This is a genomic window from Rhizobium bangladeshense (assembly GCF_001662075.1).
Taxonomy (GTDB): Bacteria; Pseudomonadota; Alphaproteobacteria; order Rhizobiales; family Rhizobiaceae; genus Rhizobium; species Rhizobium bangladeshense_B.
This window is the reverse complement of the sequence record NZ_LYPL01000007.1, coordinates 85,161-105,426: the sequence shown is the minus strand read 5'-3', so window position 1 is coordinate 105,426 and position 20,266 is coordinate 85,161. Positions and strand designations below refer to the sequence as shown.

General features: G+C 60.7%; 19 protein-coding genes and 1 pseudogene. 14 read left to right on the top strand and 6 right to left on the bottom strand.

What is annotated here, in order from left to right; genetic code table 11:
- Window positions 1-64 precede the first annotated feature (64 nt).
- Entirely contained in the window at window positions 65-709 is a 645-nt protein-coding gene (locus A7X77_RS15895; RefSeq protein WP_064683833.1) for an arylesterase, read from the top strand.
- Window positions 710-777: 68 nt separating this feature from the next.
- Window positions 778-1,371, top strand: coding sequence for an RNA 2',3'-cyclic phosphodiesterase (gene thpR / locus A7X77_RS15890; RefSeq protein ID WP_064683832.1), 594 nt, complete (start codon window positions 778-780; stop codon window positions 1,369-1,371).
- Between the two features lie 434 nt (window positions 1,372-1,805).
- On the opposite strand, the gene A7X77_RS32380 is transcribed toward thpR, so the two are convergent.
- A protein-coding gene (locus tag A7X77_RS32380) for an IS5 family transposase (protein ID WP_156668116.1) occupies window positions 1,806-2,569 on the bottom strand; the annotation gives its coding sequence in 2 pieces (ribosomal slippage) (window positions 1,806-2,239 and window positions 2,239-2,569; 765 coding nt in all).
- A gap of 61 nt (window positions 2,570-2,630) precedes the next feature.
- A pseudogene (locus A7X77_RS15875) lies at window positions 2,631-2,966 on the bottom strand (low molecular weight protein-tyrosine-phosphatase); the annotation flags it as partial.
- A gap of 62 nt (window positions 2,967-3,028) precedes the next feature.
- Between A7X77_RS15875 and A7X77_RS15870 the strand changes: the two are divergent.
- A complete protein-coding gene (locus tag A7X77_RS15870; RefSeq protein ID WP_064683830.1) occupies window positions 3,029-3,334 on the top strand; it encodes a 4a-hydroxytetrahydrobiopterin dehydratase in 306 nt (101 codons plus the stop codon).
- 94 nt (window positions 3,335-3,428) lie between these two features.
- Window positions 3,429-3,821: a YkvA family protein gene (locus A7X77_RS15865; protein WP_064683829.1), complete on the top strand. Its 393-nt coding sequence runs from the start codon at window positions 3,429-3,431 to the stop codon at window positions 3,819-3,821.
- Window positions 3,822-3,836: 15 nt separating this feature from the next.
- Here the strand turns inward: A7X77_RS15865 and A7X77_RS15860 are convergent, their stop codons facing one another.
- Complete coding sequence (locus A7X77_RS15860) at window positions 3,837-4,397, bottom strand: sigma-70 family RNA polymerase sigma factor (RefSeq protein ID WP_064683828.1); 561 nt, start codon at window positions 4,395-4,397, stop codon at window positions 3,837-3,839.
- Between the two features lie 335 nt (window positions 4,398-4,732).
- Between A7X77_RS15860 and A7X77_RS15855 the strand changes: the two genes are divergently transcribed.
- From A7X77_RS15855 to A7X77_RS15835, 5 genes are all read left to right on the top strand, one after another.
- The gene (locus tag A7X77_RS15855) at window positions 4,733-5,242 is read left to right on the top strand and encodes an invasion associated locus B family protein (RefSeq protein WP_064683827.1); all 510 of its coding nucleotides are present in this window, start codon (window positions 4,733-4,735) and stop codon (window positions 5,240-5,242) included.
- A gap of 250 nt (window positions 5,243-5,492) precedes the next feature.
- On the top strand, window positions 5,493-6,722 hold the full coding sequence (gene rlmN, locus A7X77_RS15850) for a 23S rRNA (adenine(2503)-C(2))-methyltransferase RlmN (protein WP_064683826.1): 1,230 nt from the start codon (window positions 5,493-5,495) through the stop codon (window positions 6,720-6,722).
- 93 nt (window positions 6,723-6,815) lie between these two features.
- A complete protein-coding gene (locus A7X77_RS15845; RefSeq protein ID WP_064683825.1) occupies window positions 6,816-7,769 on the top strand; it encodes an ABC transporter substrate-binding protein in 954 nt (317 codons plus the stop codon).
- A gap of 121 nt (window positions 7,770-7,890) precedes the next feature.
- A complete protein-coding gene (locus A7X77_RS15840) occupies window positions 7,891-8,769 on the top strand; it encodes an ABC transporter permease (RefSeq protein WP_037116868.1) in 879 nt (292 codons plus the stop codon).
- Window positions 8,766-9,560 carry an ABC transporter ATP-binding protein gene (locus A7X77_RS15835; RefSeq protein WP_064683824.1) on the top strand — a complete coding sequence of 265 codons (795 nt, stop codon included), beginning with the start codon at window positions 8,766-8,768 and terminating at the stop codon, window positions 9,558-9,560. The genes A7X77_RS15840 and A7X77_RS15835 overlap by 4 nt, the downstream gene beginning before the upstream one ends.
- Before the next feature lie 80 nt (window positions 9,561-9,640).
- On the opposite strand, the gene A7X77_RS15830 is transcribed toward A7X77_RS15835, so the two are convergent.
- Window positions 9,641-10,282 carry a LysE family translocator gene (locus A7X77_RS15830; protein ID WP_064683823.1) on the bottom strand — a complete coding sequence of 214 codons (642 nt, stop codon included), beginning with the start codon at window positions 10,280-10,282 and terminating at the stop codon, window positions 9,641-9,643.
- A gap of 180 nt (window positions 10,283-10,462) precedes the next feature.
- The gene (locus A7X77_RS15825) at window positions 10,463-11,314 is read right to left on the bottom strand and encodes an SDR family NAD(P)-dependent oxidoreductase (RefSeq protein ID WP_064683984.1); all 852 of its coding nucleotides are present in this window, start codon (window positions 11,312-11,314) and stop codon (window positions 10,463-10,465) included.
- A gap of 175 nt (window positions 11,315-11,489) precedes the next feature.
- Between A7X77_RS15825 and A7X77_RS15820 the strand changes: the two genes are divergently transcribed.
- The 3 genes from A7X77_RS15820 to A7X77_RS15810 all read left to right on the top strand — a co-directional run bounded on the left by A7X77_RS15820 (window position 11,490) and on the right by A7X77_RS15810 (window position 15,516).
- Window positions 11,490-12,713, top strand: a complete 1,224-nt coding sequence (locus tag A7X77_RS15820) for an argininosuccinate synthase (protein WP_064683983.1) — start codon at window positions 11,490-11,492, stop codon at window positions 12,711-12,713.
- A 187-nt stretch (window positions 12,714-12,900) separates the two neighbouring features.
- The gene (locus A7X77_RS15815) at window positions 12,901-14,199 is read left to right on the top strand and encodes a mechanosensitive ion channel family protein (RefSeq protein WP_064683822.1); all 1,299 of its coding nucleotides are present in this window, start codon (window positions 12,901-12,903) and stop codon (window positions 14,197-14,199) included.
- Window positions 14,200-14,874: 675 nt separating this feature from the next.
- Window positions 14,875-15,516 (top strand): LysE family translocator, encoded by a 642-nt coding sequence (locus A7X77_RS15810; protein ID WP_064683821.1) that lies wholly within the window; start codon window positions 14,875-14,877, stop codon window positions 15,514-15,516.
- 1 nt (window position 15,517) lies between these two features.
- Here A7X77_RS15810 and A7X77_RS15805 read toward each other — a convergent pair whose 3' ends face one another.
- Entirely contained in the window at window positions 15,518-15,949 is a 432-nt protein-coding gene (locus A7X77_RS15805; RefSeq protein WP_064683820.1) for a hypothetical protein, read from the bottom strand.
- Between the two features lie 228 nt (window positions 15,950-16,177).
- On the opposite strand from A7X77_RS15805, the gene A7X77_RS15800 reads away from it, so the two are divergent.
- Both A7X77_RS15800 and typA read left to right on the top strand, forming a co-directional pair.
- A complete protein-coding gene (locus tag A7X77_RS15800) occupies window positions 16,178-18,265 on the top strand; it encodes a M3 family metallopeptidase (RefSeq protein WP_064683819.1) in 2,088 nt (695 codons plus the stop codon).
- Between the two features lie 159 nt (window positions 18,266-18,424).
- A complete protein-coding gene (gene typA, locus A7X77_RS15795; RefSeq protein WP_064683818.1) occupies window positions 18,425-20,245 on the top strand; it encodes a translational GTPase TypA in 1,821 nt (606 codons plus the stop codon).
- Window positions 20,246-20,266 lie beyond the last annotated feature (21 nt).

Here is a 20,266-nt window from a genome sequence, read left to right as displayed (position 1 = left end):
GCCCTATATAAGCCCGTAATCAAATTGCCGCATAACGGCACCCCGCCAATCTAGGGAAAGCAGGATGAGATTTAAAGTTGCCGTCCTTCAATTCACCGTCATTGCCCTCTCGCTAATCTTTGCCGCCGGCGCAAATGCGCGGACAATCAATCTCGTCGGATTCGGGGACAGCCTGATGGCAGGCTATCAGCTGCCGCCCGGCGACGGCTTTCCCGAAAAGCTGCAGGCGGCCTTGCAGGCGAAGGGCCTCGACGTCGCCATCGCCAATGCCGGCGTTTCGGGCGATACGACGACAGGGGGGCTGGCCCGCATCGACTGGTCAGTGCCTGACGGCACCGATGGCGTCATCCTGGAGCTCGGCGCCAACGATGCGCTGCGCGGCATTCCGCCCGAAGAGAGCGAAAGGAATCTCGACCAGATGATAACGCGGTTGAAGGAACGCGGCATTGCCGTGCTCCTCGTCGGCATGATGGCGCCACCGAATATGGGCGCGGATTATGCCGAACGCTTCAATCCGATTTATCGGAAACTTTCGGAGAAACACGGAGTTCGGCTTTATGCCTTCTTCCTTGACGGCGTGGTGCTCGATGCAGGGCTCAAACTCAGCGACGGCATGCATCCGAATGCGAAAGGCGTGGATGTCATGGTTCAGAAGATGGAAGCCGATGTCACAAATTTCGTCGGGACGATTTCTACTGTGAAGAAATAGGGGCTTGCGCGCTCATTGATTGCATGATTCCGTGTAAGCACCTGCAAAAGATTCGGGGAGTGCTCGTTATGCCGAGACTGTTTACCGCCCTCGAAATTCCGCGCAATGCGGCGATGAGCCTTTCATTGCTGCGCGGCGGCCTCCCCGGAGCACGATGGATCGATGTGGAGAATTACCACATCACCCTGCGCTTCATCGGTGATGTCGACGGCCGCACCGCCGATGAAATCGTCGAACGCCTCGACCGGATCGACCGGCCGGAATTCCAGTTCCGCCTCGAAGGCATCGGTTCCTTCGGCTCGAAGAAACCGCATTCGGTCTGGGCAGGCGTCTCGCAATCGCCTGAGATGTACGCGCTGCAGGGTGAGATCGAGCGCATCTGCCAGCGCATCGGCCTGCCGCCGGATCCCCGCAAATTCATGCCGCATGTGACGCTGGCACGGCTCAAATCGTCGCGGCTCGACGATGTCGTGCAGTATCTGGCCGGGCGCGGCAACTTTCACACCGCAACTTTCACGGCGCCGCGCTTCGTGCTGCTTTCATCGCGCGAATCGGTGGGCGGCGGGCCTTACCTGACCGAAGAAGTGTTTCCGCTGCACGAGGCCCGCTTGACGCCCAGCGTTTCGAGCAGCTTGCTGCAGCCGGTCAAGAGCCTGGTATAGACCAGCTCAAAACCATCGGGGCCGCCATAATAGGGATCGGGAATATCCTCTCCCGTTCCAAGAGCCTTTCCTGGTTAGATTGAAGCATTCTGCCGGAGCAGGTTTTCGTCAGGGCAGAGGCGATTGGCGACGGGCATACCCCTAGGTACGTCCGAGCCGATCGCCTTTGATCCTGGCTAGAGATGCCCGGCCCACCGGCCGCACCGCTTCGCTATGGCGAAGCGATCAGTGCGTCCGGCGATTTTCAAGTCTTGCAGATTTGCCGGGCAAATCTGCGGGAGGGTTGGCTGAAACGGGCCGGCTGATCGACCGGCCGGCTTGGCCGTAGAGCTTGGCTACGACACGCGCCGGCCGGTCGACCATCCGACTCCGTTTGAGCCAACAGAATGCTTCACTCTGACCAGGAAAGGCTCTAGGCCGTGGTGACAAATTAACTATTTGAGCCAAAGCATGATGCTTGCCAGGTTGATGAAGCCGAGGAAATTGGCTGCGAGTTTGTCGTAGCGTGTGGCGAGACGTCGCCATTGTTTGAGCTTGGCGAAGAAGCTCTCGATGCCCCAGCGCTGCTTGTAGGCGATGCGATTGTAAGCATGCTGGTGCTTGCGATGGCGTCGCGGCGGAATGACCGGTTCACCGCCCTGATCAAGGATGATGTCATGCAGGCTGTCGGCATCATAGGCGCGGTCGGCGAGCACCTGTTTGGCTGGCAGTCCCCGAACGAGGTCGCAAGCCGGAGCCATGTCGTTCTGCTGTCCTGGGCCGAGATGGAAACGAACCGGCAGCCCGAGGGCATCCACTACAGCATGGATTTTGCTGCCAAACCCGCCACGGGAGCGGCCGAGAGCCTGGGCTTGCGATCCCCCCTTTTACGGCGTCCGCCAGCCGCTTGCGCCTGTGCTCGGATCACGGTGGCATCGATGGATAGCCATTCCATATCCGGATCGGCAGCCACCGCTTCAAATATCCGGTCGAATACACCTTGATCGATCCAGCGGTAGTAACGCCGTTTGACTGTCTGATACGGGCCGAAGCGGTCTTCGGGCAGATCGCGCCAACGCGCACCGGAGCGGGCCAGCCACAAGATCGCATCGAAGAACCGCCGTCCGTCGCTGCGGGGACCCCGCCTGCCTTTGCGACCGCCAGGCACGAACGGCTTCAACAGATCCCACTGATCGTCCCGGAGAACTTCACCTTCCATCGCTGACCTCCAAAAGTCAGCGTTGAATCTGATTTGCTCCTCAAACGGAATCCCAATTCGTTAATTTGTCACCACAGCCTAGCGCGGCATCGCCAAACAGGCGGATATTCACCTTGGGCGGCGCGATCTTGCCAAGCGTCGCCAGGTTGTCGCGGTCCATGGCAAGGATCAGCTCGAAATTGCTGAAATCAGTTGGCCGGATGCGGCGGGCGCGCTGCGCGGCTATGTCGATGCCATGGCGTTGCGCGGTGGCGATCGAACGCCGGTCGGGCGGCTCGCCCTCATGCCAGCCGCCGGTGCCGGCGGAATCGACGGTGAAACGGCCATTCAACCCGGCCTCGGCGACAAAATGGCGAAAAATTTCCTCGGCAAGCGGAGAACGGCATATATTGCCCATGCAAACGAAGAGGATACTGATAGGCGTCGGTAGACCTGTCGGAAGAACAAGAGGAACATGGCATGAAATGGGAAAAACTGGAACGGGCGGCAGTCGAGGCGCAACTCGCGGGGCTTGCCGGTTGGGCGATCAATGACGCGGCTTCCTCGATCTCGAAGACATTCAAGTTTTCGAATTTCATCGAGGCTTTCGGCTTCATGACGGAGGCAGCGATCACGGCCGAAAAGCTCAACCATCATCCCGAATGGTTCAACGTCTATTCCCGAGTAGATGTGACGCTGAACACGCATGATGCCGGCGGACTGACGGAACTGGATTTCAAGCTCGCCAAGGCGATGGAGAAGGCGGCGGCACGACGTCTCGGCTGAAGGCCTTGCCGGTTGAACGGGGCCGATTGAAAGGGGCCGATTGAAAGCCTGGGCGTCATCACCATATGTGCGCAGGGACGAAAGGATGTCAGGGATGGACGAGGTCAAATTCGGGGAAATCCTGCTGCCGGGCGACGAGGACACCCAGAGCCGGCGGGAGAAGACGGTGCGGCAGAAATTCTGGCCGACTTTCCGTCGCGCCGTGCGGCAGATCCCGTTCTCACGCGACGTCGTCGCCGGCTTTTACTGCGCGCTCGATCCACAAACACCGACCAAGGTGCGCGGTGTGCTGCTCGCAGCACTCGCCTATTTCGTCATGCCGGTCGACATGATCCCGGATATTTTCGCCGTCGTCGGCTTTTCTGACGATGTCGCCGTGCTTTCGGCCGCCTTCGCCATGGTACGCAGCCATATCCGGCCAGGCCATTACGACGCGGCGGATCGCGTCCTTGCCGACCCGCCAGCGGATACGATGAAAACGATTTGAAGAGCCGGCGCCGGTTCAGCCGAACTCCTGCTCCAGCACCTTGCGGAGTTTGCCGAAGGCAAGCCGAATCCGTGATTTCACCGTGCCGAGCGGCAGCCCGGTCGCTTCAGCGATCTCGGCGTGCGACTGGCCAAGAAAAAAGGCGGCACGCAGCATGTCGCGCTGTTCCTGCGGCAGTTGGCCGACCGCGGCACGGATCTTGGCGTCGCGATCGTCATTGACGATGATTTCTTCGGCGCCGATGTCGGCCGGCGGCTGCAGGGCCGGGTCCGTCTCGTCGAAGATGCGGGTGTTGGCGCGGCGCTGCAGGTCGATGCGGCGATTGCGGGCAATGCGAAAGAGCCAGGTCGAGAGTGAAGACCGCGTGGCATCGTAAAGATAGGCCTTGTGCCAGAGCACGATCATGATCTCCTGAACCAGCTCCTCGGCCTCGCCTGAGGTCATTTTCCGGCGCATCAGCCAGGTCTTCAGACGCGGGGCGAAATAGTCAAACAGGATGGAGAAGGCCTGCTGGTCGCGATCGTCTGCGACAGCCTTTGCGAGGGCAGCAAAACGCCGTCTTTCCTCGGCATCCATGTCGTCTCACGAGCCCCCTGCGGCGGAAATTTCGTCCCGGATTTCCAAAGTCTTAATGAGGTACAACGGATTTTTGAAAGGTCAAACTCTTGCCTGAATCTTTGTGTCTTAGATTCACCCGAACGGCCGGCCGGTGCCATCGGCGCACCGGCATCGCGCCGATTTCAGCAAGGGGCAAAAGTCGTGGTCGAGCTGAAATGACACAGGCACATACAAATCGCAGCTATTGTTGACCATTTGGTAACCTGAGTTAAGTCAAAATAAAGCAGATCGTGATTATGCGCCGCCCGCTATGATCGCTTCGGGCCTTGAATCGCAGGAACCGGCAGGAATCCATGTTTGTAAGAAGTATCGTATCCGCCCTCGCACTCACCCTTGGTATGGCCGGAGTTGCGACAGCGCAGCAGGCCGCGCCGACTCGCATTCAGCAGTTCCAGGCGTGGGGCGCCTATTCCTACAAGTCGGGCGCCAGCACCGTCTGCTACGTGCTGTCCGTGCCGACGACAAAGCAGCCGGCAAGCGTCGACCACGGCGACAATTTCTTCATCGTCTCGCAGCGCCCCGGCCAGAACATCTCCTACGAGCCGCAGGCGATGATGGGCTATACGGTGAAGGAAAATTCGAAGATCAACGTCGTCATCGACAACAAGACCTTCGTGATGTTCACCAAGGACAAGGCCGGCTGGGTCGAGAACGCTGCTCAGGAGCCGGCCCTCGTCGCGGCGATGAAGACCGGTCATTCGATGACAGTCAATGCGGTCTCGCGCAAGGGCACGGGCACGTCCTACAGCTATTCGCTCTCGGGCATCTCGGCGGCGCTGAAACAGATCGAAAGCTGCAAGTAGGCGCCCTTTTGGCCAACGGAATTTCAAGGGCCGGCCTTGCGCCGGCCCTTGCTGTTTTCCATCTGTAGTGACGCGCCGGCAAAATGATGCTAAAGGCCGGGCCGACAGCGGACAGATCGCGATATCAGTCGCCGTTCCGCCATTCAATTTCTGCCCATGTGCCGTCATGCGCCTCACCTCTTCCGGCTTGTTCCTGAAGTCCGCGGGGCTTGCGGGGCGGTTACGTGTTCGAATTCGGGATCTAAAGACCATGTCCGTCATGGATGCGATTGATGTCACCAAGCCACGGGCGCCGAACGCCTCTTCCGGCGCCGAAAAGCCTTCCCTGATCGGGCTGTCGCGCGAGGAAATGGCGGCGGCGCTCAGGGAAAAAGGCGTGGCCGAGAAGCAGATCAAGATGCGCGTCGCGCAGCTCTGGAACTGGATCTATGTGCGGGGCGTCTCCGATTTCGACCATATGACGAATGTCGCCAAGGACATGCGTGAAATGCTGAAGCAGCATTTCACCATCGCGCGTCCTGAGATCGTCGAGGAGCAGGTCTCCAACGATGGCACCCGCAAATGGCTGCTGCGCTTTCCCGCGCGCGGCGCAGGCCGCCCGGTCGAGATCGAAGCCGTCTACATTCCGGAAGAGGGCCGCGGCACGCTGTGCATTTCCAGCCAGGTCGGCTGCACGCTGACCTGTTCCTTCTGTCACACCGGCACGCAGCGGCTGGTGCGCAACCTGACGGCAGAGGAGATCCTGTCGCAGCTGCTGCTCGCCCGCGACCGGCTCGGCGACTTCCCGGATCGCGAAGCGCCGCAGGGCACCATCATGCCGGCCGAAGGCCGCAAGGTCAGCAATATCGTGATGATGGGCATGGGTGAGCCGCTCTATAATTTCGATGCGGTCAAGCAGGCCCTGCTGATCGCGACGGATGGCGACGGACTGTCGCTGTCCAAACGTCGCGTGACGCTTTCCACCTCCGGCGTCGTGCCGGAAATCTTCCGCACCGGCGAGGAGATCGGCGTCATGCTGGCGATCTCGCTGCATGCGGTGCGCGACGACCTGCGCGATATTCTGGTGCCGATCAACAAGAAGTATCCGCTGAAGGAACTGATCGACGCCTGCAAGGCCTATCCGGGCCTTTCCAATGCGCGGCGCATCACCTTCGAATATGTGATGCTGAAGGACGTCAATGACAGTCTGGAGGATGCCAAGGGGCTGATCAAGCTTCTGAAAGGCGTGCCGGCAAAGATCAACCTCATTCCGTTCAACCCCTGGCCCGGCACCAACTACCAGTGTTCGGACTGGGAGCAGATCGAGAAATTCGCCGATTTCATCAATTCGGCGGGTTATGCCTCGCCGATCCGCACGCCGCGCGGCCGCGACATTCTTGCCGCCTGCGGCCAGCTGAAATCGGAATCCGAACGCATGCGCAAGACCGAGCGGCTAGCCTTCGAAGCGATGATGATCGCCAATCACGGCGCCGACGACTGATCAGCAAGTTTGATCTTCGCTACAATTCTCAGCGATTGATTTCAGGAGGCGCTTTTCCTAAAAGTGCCGCCAAAATCATATGGAGGATACACCATGCGCCCGATTTTGCTCGCTCTTGCCGCCAGTTTGGTCCTTTCCCTGCCCGCTAAAGCCGATGACGTGACCGTCGCGGTGACGGCCATTGTCGAGCATCCGGCGCTGGATGCGGCCCGCAAGGGTGTTCTCGACGTGCTGACGACCGCCGGCTACAAGGAAGGCGAGAACCTGAAATTCGTGTTCGAATCGGCGCAGGGCAATCCGGCGACCGCAGCCCAGATCGCCCGCCAGTTCGCCGGCGACGAGCCCAATGTCATCGTGCCGATCTCCACGCCGTCGGCCCAGGCCGTCGTCTCGGCGACGCGCGACATTCCCGTCGTCTTCACGGCCGTATCGGACCCGCTCGGCGCCCAGCTCGTCAAGAACATGGACAAGCCGGGCGGCAATGTCACGGGCCTTTCCGACATGTCGCCCGTCGGCGAGCACCTGGCGTTGATCAAGGAAATCCTGCCTGATGTGAAAACCATCGGCTATCTCTACAACTCAGGTGAGGCGAATTCGGTTTCGCTGCTCGCCGTGCTGAAGGCAGAAGCCGAAAAGGCCGGGCTGAAGGTGGTCGAATCAGCCGCCACCAAGTCGGCCGAGGTTCAGGGTGCGGCCCGCGCCCTCGTCGGCCGCGCCGATGCGATCTACATTCCGACCGACAACACGATCATCTCGGCGCTCGAAGGCGCCGTCGCGGTTGCCGAAGAAAGCAAGCTGCCGCTCTTCACCGCCGATACGGATTCGGTGTCGCGCGGATCGATCGCCGCTCTCGGCTTCAACTATTACGACGTCGGCAAGCAGACGGGCGAAATCGTCGTGCGCGTGCTGAAAGGCGAAAACCCCGGTGATATCGCGGTCAAGACCGCCGCCGGCAGCGATCTCGTCGTCAACAAAGGGGCTGCTGCCAAGATGGGTGTCACGCTGCCCGACAGCGTGCTTTCGCGGGCCAACAAAGTCATCGACTAATCGGCCGCCGGTCCATCGACCATTCACATTCAGCCGCTCCCGTTTGCGCGGGGGCGGCTGAAGTATTACAAGGCTGCGGTTTCGCGACGGGCGGAACGGAAACAAAAAGGGGCTGAATGCCTTGAGCCAAATCGCATTCTGGGGGGCCGTCGAGCTCGGCCTGGTCTATTCCTTCGTCGCTCTCGGCGTCTATCTCGCCTTCCGAGTCCTCGATTTTCCCGACCTGACGGTCGACGGTTCCTTTCCGCTGGGTGCAGCGGTAACCGCCGTGCTGATCATCGCCGGCGTTAATGCCTGGCTTGCCGCGCTGATCGCGATGGCGGCCGGTGCCGCCGCCGGCATGGTGACGGCGCTGCTCAATGTGCGCTTCAAGATCCTCAACCTGCTCGCCTCGATCCTGACGATGATCGCGCTGTTTTCCGTCAACCTCAGAGTGATGGGCAAACCCAACGTCGCCCTCATCAATGCCGATACGATGATCAGCCCGTTCTTCGGCCATGGCCTGCGCGATTTCTATGTGCGGCCGCTCTTCGTCGGCGTTCTCGTCATCGTCGCGCTCGTCCTGGTCTGGCGCTTCCTCGAAAGCGACGCCGGGCTGGCCATGCGCGCGACCGGCGCCAATGCCAGGATGGCGCGGGCTCAGGGCGTCGACACCAGCCGGCAGATCTATCTCGGCATGGCGATCTCGAATGCGCTGGTGGCGTTCGGCGGTGCCTTGTTTGCCCAGACCAACGGTTTTGCCGACGTCACCTCTGGCGTCGGCACCATCGTCGTCGGTCTTGCCGCCGTCATCATCGGCGAGACCCTGCTCGGGCGCCGCGGGCTGTTGATCGCGCTCATCGGCTGCGTGCTCGGCTCGATCCTCTATCGCATCGCCATCCAGCTGGCGCTGTCGAGCGACGTCATCGGGCTGCAGGCCTCCGACCTCAATTTCGTGACGGCGGTTCTCGTGACCTTCGCGCTCATTCTTCCTCGCCTTCGCAGAGGTGCCGCATCGTGATCAGCGTCAAGGACATAAAGGTCGTTTTCGGGCGCGGCACGCCGCTGCAGAAGCAGGCGCTGAACGGCGTCAGCCTGACCATCGAGCAGGGCTCCTTCGTCACCGTCATCGGCTCCAACGGCGCCGGCAAATCCACGCTGCTCGGCGTGCTCGCCGGCGATGTCATCCCGAGCGAGGGACAGGTGCTGATTGGCAAGACTGAAGTGACGCGCAAGTCGACCGCGGCCCGAGCCGGCCTGGTGGCACGCGTCTTCCAGGATCCCTTGACGGGAAGCTGCGGCTCATTGTCGATCGAGGAGAACCTCGCTCTGGCGGCCCGCCGCGGCGAGAAGCGCGGGCTTGTGCCGGCGCTCGGCGGCAAGAGGCGCGATTATTTCAAAGAGCGGATCGCCGAACTCAATCTCGGGCTGGAAAACCGGCTGAAGGACCGCATGGATCTGCTCTCCGGCGGGCAGCGGCAGACCGTTTCGCTCGTCATGGCGACACTTGCCGGGTCGGAGGTGCTGCTGCTCGACGAACATACGGCCGCGCTCGATCCCGGGATGGCCGAGTTCGTGATGAACCTCACGCAGAAGATCGTGGCCGAGCGCAAGCTGACGACAATGATGGTGACACACTCCATGCGCCAGGCGCTGGATTACGGCCACCGCACGATCATGCTACATGGCGGCGAGATTGTCCTCGATGTGGCGGGCGACAACCGAAAGAACCTGCAGGTCGAGGACCTGATCGCCATGTTCCGCAAGATGCGCGGCCAGACGCTGGATGACGATGCTTTGCTGATCGGCTGAACCCGACAGCGGGCTGATCTGCTAGGTCGTGGCTGGTTAACCGGTCCGACCGCGTGCGGATCGGCTTGCGCCGACCGCGATTATTTCGCCTGCGTAAGCAGGATCTTGGCGGCGAAGATCGAGAAGACGCCGGCGAAGGTATAGTCCATGCCGCGCAGCACCTTTCTGTTGTTCTGCAGCCAGGAGGCCAGCCAGTCGGCGGCAAAGACGACGGCGGCATTAACCGGCATGCCGATCAGGATGAAGCAAAATCCGAGGAAAAGCAGCTTCTGCGTCACGGCAGGATCGCCGGCGCTGACGAATTGCGGCAGGAAGGTCATGAAGAAGATGATGACCTTGGGGTTCAGAAGATTGACCCAGAAGCCCGACGAGATGTTGGCAAGCGCCGTGCCTTTCTGCGTCTCGACCTTGGTGACAGTGAGCTTCGAGCCGAAACGGATCGCCTGCACGGCGAGCCAGAACAGGTAGGCGGCGCCGCCGGTTTTCAGAATGAGAAAGGCGGTCGGCGAGGCGGTGATCAGCGCCGATATGCCGAAGGCGACCAGCATGGTGTGGACGACGATGCCGAGGCTGGTGCCGACGACGACGAACAGAGCCGCCTTCTTGCCCTGGGCCAGCGAACGGCTGATCGACAGCGTCATGTCGGGCCCCGGGGTTGCCGCGAGCAGCAGCGTAGCGGCGGCGAAAGCCAGAAGGGTCGGCAGGCTGGGCAGGAAATTCATGGGCGTACTCTGAAAGCCGGGCAGATCCGACGATTTCTTATTTGGCCTTCAGAAAAATTACCAACCAAACCTTCTCATGCGCGTCGCACTAAATTTGATCATGCAACGCGCATTCGCTGCTTGGTTCATGCATGTCATTATCCCGAACCGCTGCACACTTCCGGGCGACATTAGCGCCGATCACTTCTGCTCCAGGAAGGCCTTGAACTTGTCGGCATAGTCCTGGTGCCAGCGCGACAGCGGCGGCCGGTTCTCGATGATGTCGCCCATCGCCCAGGCCATGCGGCGTTCGTCGACCGGACGGGCAACATCATTGTCGGGGCAGAGGATATAGAAATCTCCGCGTTCGAGGCTTTCCACCATGAAGTCAACGGTCTGCTCCGGCGTCCAGGCGCCAGCTGGCTTTTCCGCGCGGTCGCCCTTGGTGAGGCCGGTGAACACGAAGCCGGGGATCAGCAGATGGGCGGAGATCTTTCCGCCTTCGATGTTGCGCAGCTCGTGCTCGAGCGCCTCGGTAAAGACCTTCACGCCCGATTTGGAGATATTATAGGCTGGATTGCCGGGAGGCGTGGTGATGCCTTGTTTCGAGCCGGTGTTGATGATGAGGCCAGGCTCGCCGTGCGACAGCATCTTAGGGCCGAAGGTGCGTGTGCCGTTTATGACGCCCATCAGGTTGACGGCAAGGATGTGGTCCCAGTTGGCCTGCGGGCTGAAGATCGAGGTCTCCGGGCCGATGCCCGCATTGTTCATCAGCACGTGCACGCGGCCGAAACGCTGGAGCACGGCGCGTTCAAGCGCCTCCAGGGAGTCCCGGCTGGCGACGTCGGTCTCGACAGCCATGACGTCTTCTTCGCCGGCAATGGCCTTGAGTTCGTCGGCGGCAGCGGCCAGCCGATCGCCGCCGAGATCGGCGATGACGACGCTCATGCCGCGGCCGGCGAAATATTTCGCCGCCGCCAGGCCAATGCCGGACGCGCCGCCGGTGACGACCGCAACATTGGATTTCTTGAAAATCTCTTGAAGATTCGTCACGGGGAGCCCCTCCTCGATCATTGTTCGGACGTTGGCGAATATGGGCTCCGCTTTCGCGCTGTCAAACGCTATCGCGCCGGTGGCGCCGCACTTGCCCTTGCGTCACGCGCCAATCTCGCTAAAAGTGCCGCGACACCGGGTTTTCGCCGGCCTTTATGCAACGGACCTCATCATCATGGCATCATACAAAGACGTGAAGAAAGTCGTGCTCGCCTATTCCGGCGGTCTCGACACCTCGATCATCCTGAAGTGGCTGCAGACGGAACTCGGCGCCGAAGTCGTCACCTTCACCGCCGATCTCGGCCAGGGCGAAGAGCTGGAGCCGGCGCGCAAGAAGGCCGAGATGCTCGGCATCAAGGAGATCTACATCGAGGATGTGCGCGAGGAGTTCGTGCGCGATTTCGTCTTCCCGATGTTTCGGGCCAATGCCGTCTATGAAGGCGTCTATCTACTAGGCACCTCGATCGCCCGTCCGCTGATTTCCAAGCACCTGATCGATATCGCCCGCAAGACCGGCGCCGATGCGATCGCCCACGGCGCGACTGGCAAGGGCAACGACCAGGTCCGTTTCGAGCTGTCGGCCTATGCCTTGAACCCCGACATCAAGATCATCGCGCCGTGGCGCGACTGGGCGTTCAAGAGCCGCACGGAACTGCTGGCCTTCGCCGAACAGCATCAGATCCCTGTTGCCAAGGACAAGAAGGGCGAGGCGCCGTTCTCCGTCGACGCCAACCTGCTGCACTCCTCCTCCGAGGGCAAGGTTCTCGAGGATCCCGCGCAGGAGGCGCCCGAGTATGTGCATATGCGCACCATCTCTCCCGAAGCCGCGCCTGACAAGGCGACGGTGATCAAGGTCGGCTTCCGCAAGGGCGATGCCGTGTCGATCAACGGCGTCGAGATGTCGCCGGCGACGCTGCTCGCAACGCTCAACACCTATGGCCGCGACAACGGCATCGGCCGCCTCGACCTCGTCGAGAACCGCTTCGTCGGCATGAAGTCGCGCGGTGTCTATGAGACCCCCGGCGGCACGATCCTGCTTACGGCGCACCGCGCCATCGAATCGATCACCCTCGACCGCGGGGCCGCTCATCTCAAGGACGAGATCATGCCGCGTTACGCCGAGCTGATCTATTACGGCTTCTGGTTCTCGCCGGAGCGAGAGATGCTGCAGGCGCTGATCGACAAGAGCCAGGAGCATGTCGAAGGCGAAGTGACGCTGAAGCTCTACAAGGGCAATGTCATGGTCATCGGCCGGGAAAGCGAAAAGTCGCTCTATTCCGACAAGCTCGTCACTTTCGAGGACGATCAGGGCGCCTACGACCAGAAGGACGCAGCCGGCTTCATCAAGCTCAACGCGCTGCGCCTGCGCACGCTCGGCAAGCGGAACCTCGCGAAGTAAATACCGGTTCGCTTTCGAATTGTAAATGCGCCCGCCGGCTTTGCCGCGCGGGCGTTTTCGTGGAAGCAGCGGCAATTGTCACTCATCTCAAAATAGTTGAGATCACCAGATGCCCCGGATGTGGATAATTGAACAAAAATCGTGTCGACGCCTTTATCTGCCTTGAAGGGCTATAAAGGCCGGAACCATGGATGTCAGGCAGACAATCGACGCGTTCGAACAGTGGTTCCGAACGTTTGTCTTCAGCGAATGGACGCTCTACCAATTCGGGATTATCGCCGTCGGTTACGTCGCAGCGTCGTTCCTCGCATCACGCACTGAACCCGCGTTGGAAGCGAAAGCCAGGCGCATCAAAGGTAATCCGGACCTCTTGCGCGTCATCATCGCCTTCATGCGGCGCTTGAAGTGGCTCTTTCTTGCGGTATGGCTGTGGCTTGCAAACGTCGCCCTCACCCAAAACACCTGGCCGTCGCAACGGTGGCTCGTGGCGACTGCCCTGACGCTGACGGCGGCGTGGTTCATCATCTCCGTGCTGACCAAGATTATCCATAATCCTACCTTGTCGCGCACGGTCGCCATCGTCAGTTGGAGCTACGTCGCGCTGTACGCGCTTCGGCTTGACGGCCCGGTGCTTTCCGCGCTCGATGGCCTGGCTGTCAATCTGGGGGCCGTGCGGCTTTCACTTCTCCTTGTGCTGAAAGCGGTCGTCTTGGCCGTCGCGCTCATCTGGGTGGCGGTTCTCGTCGGCAATGTCCTGTCCCGTTGGGTGCAGAGGTCGGGCGATCTTTCGCCATCGATCAAGGTCCTGATCAGCAAGTTCATAAAAATCGGCTTGATCATGATCGCCGGCGCAATTGCCTTGTCAGCGACTGGCATCGACCTTACGGCGTTGACCGTATTTTCCGGCGCAGTCGGCGTCGGAATAGGCTTCGGCCTTCAGAAGGTCGTATCGAACTTCATCTCGGGCATCATCATCCTGCTCGATAAATCCATCAAGCCAGGCGACACGATCACGCTCGGAGATACCTTCGGTTCGATCCGCGATTTGCGCTCGCGGTTCGTCTCGGTCATTACGCGTGACGGCAAAGAATACCTGATCCCCAACGAGGACTTCATTTCCCAACAGGTCGTCAACTGGTCGTTCTCCAGTGACTATGTCAGGATCGACGTCGACTTCGGTACGGCTTATGACAGCGATCCACATGAAGTCGCTCGAATCGCAATCGCGACTGCCTCTACGGTGGATCGCGTTGCCAACGACTACAGGGCGCCGGTATGCTGGCTTACATCTTTTGGCGCTTCGTCGCTTGATTTCCGGCTCCGCTTCTGGATCTCCGATCCCGCAAATGGTCTGACGAATGTCAGGGGCCAGGTGTTGATGGCGCTTTGGGACGCGTTCAAGGAAGCCGGCGTGTCGATCCCGTTCCCGCACCGGGAAATCATCATGAGGACGCCTGTCGAGATCAAGCAGTCGCGCCAGGACTAAGCGACCACATTGCTCCTACCTGCCGGCGTCTTTGACCCCACTTGGACAACAGTGGACTTAGGATCGCTCAAGCCAGACAGTCCGTGCTGCGGCGCTGTCGTAACCGTGAGCTGTGTAAAGCCCTTTGATGCGCAACTGTCCAGAAGTTTGCAAGGAAAAGGCGTAATCAAGACGCCAGATTAAGAGGCGGGAACCGGAAGGGTTAAAGACATCACGCTGCTGCACGTACAGTTGTATTGAGCGATTGGCACCTGTCGCTTCGAACCGCATCCAGCGCCTGTCGTTTCTCTGCCGCGTTCATCATCCCGACTGGCGAAACCGAGAAAACGGACGCATGCTCCGTCGCTGCGAACGAGACGTTCCTCTCCTTCGCGAGCAGACCACCAACCGAGCACCGGCCTAGCTTGTCGTTGCCCAAACGATTTGACGCTCGTCGCGAGGGCCTCGAATGAATTGCTTTCAAATTCGCACCCATATCCATGATCATGAAATTAAAGCGGAAACGTTGCAGAAGAGTGTTGCCAAATTGTTGAGGCTCTCTCACCTGGCTAGAAGCAGATGGCCGTTTGGGCAGAAGCCGCCCTGATGGCGCTCATTACCCGATCGGACGTTCAACCGCCTTGACCGACGCCGCGGATGGCTTACTCTGCGATCAATATCCTCCGGAGCATTTCCATGACGCAGTCCCTGCTGTTCGGCGCCTTCCTGGCGGCGCTTTTCTATGTGCTCATTCCCGGACCCGCCTTCCTGCAGCTGCTCGGCATCGGCGCCGGGCAGGGGCGCAAGGCCGGGGCCTTCTTCATGATGGGACATCTGGTCGGGGATCTGATCTGGTCGTCGCTTGCGCTGATCGCGATCGTCGGCGCGAAGACGATCGGGACCTTCGTCTTCGATCTGCTCGGTCTCGCCTGCGGTTTCTACCTCGCGTGGATCGGCTGGAGCGCGGTCAATGCCAAGCCGAAAGCGGAGGGGCAGCCGCTTGTCATGGTCGAGCGGCCGTTTCGCCGCGGCCTGATCTTCGGCGTCACCAATCCGAAGGGTTATCCGGTGGCGCTCGCCACCTTCACCGCGTTGGTCGCCGGTTCTGCCGGCGCGCTCGATTTCGAGGCACTGCCGGTGCTTCTCGGCGTGTCCTTCCTGGGATTCGTGACGGCCGACGTCATCCTGATCGGCATTATCGGCGCAGGCGCCGTGCGGCGCTTCTATCGCGCCCATGAACGGCTGATCGTGCGCTGCTCCGGCGTCCTCTTCATGGGTTTTGCCGCCCAAGCGTTATGGCACGCGACGCCCGGCCTCATCGGCTGGCGCAAGGCCTGATTCAGCCATCCAGGAAATTGACGATCGATTTCAGCGTCTGAACGTCGTTGGAATTACCGATCGACATGGCGACCTGCAGCTGGTTCCTGTAATAATCGAGGAAATTAAAGCTCGTGCCGTCGGTGACGCCGGAGAGGTCGATGATGTTGCCGAGCGGATCGATTGCGTGCATCGGCAGAGGCTCGGAGATCGCGGCGTAGGTGTTCTGATCGATCACGCCGCTGTCGAAGCTTTGGCGGGCGTAAGTGCGCAGCTCTCCGGGGCTGACGGCAGTAAAATCGGGCCCCTCGTCGGGATTGTCTTCGATCTGGAACGAGACGGGGGCCGGAGCCTTGATCTCGATGTGAATATCGACAGTCTTCGAATTTTTTGCGTTATTGGGGTTGTTTTTAAATAGCAAACTCTGAGAAGACCGCAGGGAAAAAATTTCCATGGCGCATGTCCCCTGGCAGGAAGATCACCCGGAAACTAGCGCTTGCGCGTGATTCGCGTCAATCGTTAACAAATGGTTAATTTGCACGTGACAAGGCTTGTCCACCAATTTGGCTGGCGTGCATCAGATTGCTGGGCGCGAGACAAAAGCCTGGCTGCCGAAACATACCAATTCCATGGCGGCCCTCCTATATTGATCCATCCAGTCGCATACCAAAAGGATTCTCCCATGCCTTCTCCCCATGATTTCAATCCGGCGCTCACCAATTGGGACGGCCTGCACGGCCTGCCGCGTTTCGACGCCATCGATGACGGCGATTTTGCTGCCGCCTTCGATGCGGCGCTGGCCGCGCATGAACAGGAAATCGACGAGATCGCCGGGAACAGCGATGCGCCGACCTTCGACAACACGGTCACGGCGCTGGAGATTGCCGGCGATGCGCTGTCGCGCGTTTCGGCGCTGTTCTGGAACAAGGCAGGTGCGCATACCAATGATGTGATCCAGGCGCTGGAGCGGGAGATCTCGCCGAAGATGTCGCGCCACTATTCGAAGATCGGCATGAATGCCGCGCTTTTTGCACGCATCGACACGCTCTGGGAGAAGCGCGGGAGCCTCGGCCTGACGCTGGAACAGACGCGGGTGCTGGAACGCCATTGGAAGAGCTTCGTCAAGTCGGGCGCCAAGCTCGAGAAGGCCGAGCAGGAGAGACTTGCCGAAATCAACGAAAGGCTTGCCGGCCTCGGAACGCAATTCGGCCAGAACGTGCTGGCCGACGAAAAGGCCTGGGCCTTGGTGCTTTCCGATGGGCCCGAGCTCGACGGATTGCCGGAATTCCTGCGCGACGCGATGGCTGCGGCGGCGCGCGAGCGCGGCGAGGAGGGCAGATTCGCGGTGACACTGTCACGTTCGATCATCGAGCCGTTCCTCACCTTCTCCGAGCGCCGTGATTTGCGCGAGCAGGCCTTCAAGGCTTGGGTGGCGCGCGGCGAAAACGGCGGAGAGACGGACAATCGCGCCGTCATTCGGGAAATGCTGGCGCTGCGCCATCAGGTGGCGAGCTTGCTCGGCTACGGCAATTTCGCCGAGCTGAAGCTCGACAACACCATGGCGAAGACGGCGGAAGCGGTGAACGGCCTGCTGAAGGCGGTCTGGGCGCGGGCGGTGAAGCGCGCCGGGGAGGAGGAGATCGACATCGCTGCGCTGATCGCCGAAGAGGGCCGGAACCACGAGGTCATGCCCTGGGACTGGCGCCACTATTCCGAAAAGATCCGGGCAAGGAAGTTCGATTTCTCCGAGGCCGAGCTCAAGCCCTATCTGCAGCTCGAGAAGATCATCGAGGCCTGCTTCGACGTCGCCGGTCGGCTGTTCGGCATCCATGCAGTCGAGAAGAAGGGCGTCGCCGCTTATCACCCTGACGTGAGGGTGTTCGAAATCAGGGACCGCGAGGACAGGCTGGTCGCCCTGTTCCTCGGCGACTATTTCGCCCGCGGTTCGAAACGATCAGGCGCCTGGATGAGCTCGCTGCAATCGCAGCACAAGCTCGAACTGAAGAACGGCCGCCACGGCGAATTGCCGATCATCTACAATGTCTGCAATTTTGCCAAGCCGGCCGAAGGCAAGCCGGCGCTGCTGTCGCTCGACGATGCGCGCACGCTGTTCCACGAATTCGGCCATGCGCTGCATGGCATGCTTTCGAATGTCACCTATCCCTCGGTTTCCGGCACCGGCGTCTCGCGCGATTTCGTCGAACTGCCGTCGCAGCTCTACGAGCACTGGCTGACGGTACCCGATATCCTGAAGCGCTATGCCGTGCATTTCGAAACCGGCGAACCGATGCCGCAGGCGCTGCTCGACAAGGTGCTGGCGGCCCGCACCTTCAATGCCGGCTTCAACACCGTCGAGTTCACCTCGTCGGCGCTGGTCGACATGGCCTTCCATACGCGCGAGGCGGTCGAGGACCCAATGGCAGTGCAGGCGGAGGTGCTGGCCGAGATCGACATGCCGAAATCGATCGTCATGCGCCACGCCACACCGCACTTCCAGCACATCTTCTCCGGCGGCTACTCGGCCGGCTATTATTCCTACATGTGGTCCGAGGTGCTCGACGCCGACGCCTTTGCTGCCTTCGAGGAGACGGGCGACGCCTTCAACGGCGAGATGGCGAAAAAGCTCAAGGAAAACATCTATTCCACCGGCGGCTCGGTCGATCCGGAGGATGCCTATAGGGGCTTCCGCGGCAAGCTGCCGAGGCCGGATGCGATGCTCGTCAAGAAGGGACTTGCGACCTTCGAGGAATTGACAGGCAGCGACGCTTGAGACAATTTGATGACAGAGACCCGTGCGGCATGGCGACAGCCATGCCGCAGCTTTCGCGCGCGACCCCCTTTCGCAATCGCGAAAAAAACGGTAAGAGCGCGCCAAACGTAAATGGCGCGTCCACTTGGCGTAGCGCCCCAGCCTCAGAGATTATGACATATGGCACTTCGCAACATCGCGATCATCGCGCACGTTGACCATGGCAAGACCACCCTTGTTGACGAGCTTCTGAAACAATCCGGCTCGTTCCGTGAGAACCAGCGCGTCATGGAGCGCGTGATGGACTCCAACGACATCGAAAAAGAGCGCGGCATCACCATTCTCGCCAAGGCGACCTCGATCGAGTGGAAGGATACCCGCATCAACATCGTCGACACGCCCGGCCACGCCGACTTCGGCGGTGAGGTCGAGCGCATTCTGTCGATGGTGGACGGCGCGATCGTTCTCGTGGACGCGGCCGAGGGCCCGATGCCGCAGACCAAGTTCGTCGTCGGCAAGGCCCTCAAGGTCGGCCTGCGCCCGATCGTTGCCATCAACAAGATCGACCGTCCCGACGCCCGCGCCGACGAAGTGGTCAACGAAGTTTTCGATCTTTTCGCTGCGCTCGATGCGACCGACGAGCAGCTCGACTTCCCGATCCTCTACGGTTCCGGCCGCGCCGGCTGGATGAACTATGATCCGGCAGGCCCGACTGACCAAGGCCTCGCGCCGCTGCTCGACCTCGTCGTCAAGCACGTGCCCGAGCCGAAGGTCGAGGAAGGGCCGTTCCGGATGATCGGCACCATCCTCGAGGCCAACAACTTCCTCGGCCGCATCATCACCGGCCGCATCGCGTCCGGCTCGATCAAGCCGAACCAGGCCGTCAAGGTTCTTGGACAGGACGGCAAGCTGATCGAACAGGGCCGCATTTCCAAGATCCTCGCGTTTCGCGGCATCGAGCGTCAGCCGATCGAAGAAGCGCATGCCGGCGACATCGTCGCGATCGCCGGGCTCTCCAAGGGCACCGTCGCCGATACGTTCTGCGATCCGTCCGTGACGGAAGCCCTGAAGGCGCAGCCGATCGACCCGCCGACCGTTACCATGTCCTTCATCGTCAACGACTCGCCGCTGGCCGGCACCGAAGGTGACAAGGTCACCAGCCGCGTCATCCGCGACCGCCTGTTCAAGGAAGCCGAAGGGAACGTCGCGCTGAAGATCGAGGAAAGCGCCGACAAGGATAGTTTCTTCGTCTCCGGCCGCGGCGAACTTCAACTCGCCGTCCTGATCGAAAACATGCGCCGCGAAGGCTTCGAGCTTGCCGTTTCGCGTCCGCGCGTCGTCATGCACAAGGATGAGAGCGGCCAGCTCCTGGAGCCGATCGAAGAAGTCCTGATCGACGTCGACGAAGAACATTCCGGCGTGGTCGTGCAGAAGATGTCGGAGCGCAAGGCCGAAATGGTCGAGCTTCGTCCGTCGGGCGGCAACCGCGTCCGTCTCGTTTTCTACGCGCCGACCCGCGGGCTGATCGGCTATCAGTCGGAACTGCTGACGGATACGCGCGGCACGGCGATCATGAACCGCCTGTTCCACAGCTATCAGCCCTACAAGGGTGAGATCGGCGGCCGCGTCAACGGCGTGCTGCTCGCCAATGAAGCCGGCGAAGCCGTTGCCTATGCATTGTTCAACCTGGAAGACCGCGGCCCGATGATCATCGATGCCGGCGAAAAGGTCTATATGGGCATGATCATCGGCATCCATACGCGCGACAACGACCTCGAAGTCAACGTACTGAAGGGCAAGAAGCTGACCAACATCCGCGCCGCCGGCAAGGATGAAGCCGTCAAGCTTACCCCGCCGATCCGCATGACGCTCGAGCGCGCGCTCTCCTGGATCCAGGAAGACGAACTGGTCGAAGTGACGCCGAAGTCCATCCGCCTGCGCAAGATGTATCTCGACGCCAACGACCGCAAGCGGTTCGAAAAGACCAAGGCGGCTCTCTGAGCGTCTGGAGTTACTCCTTAA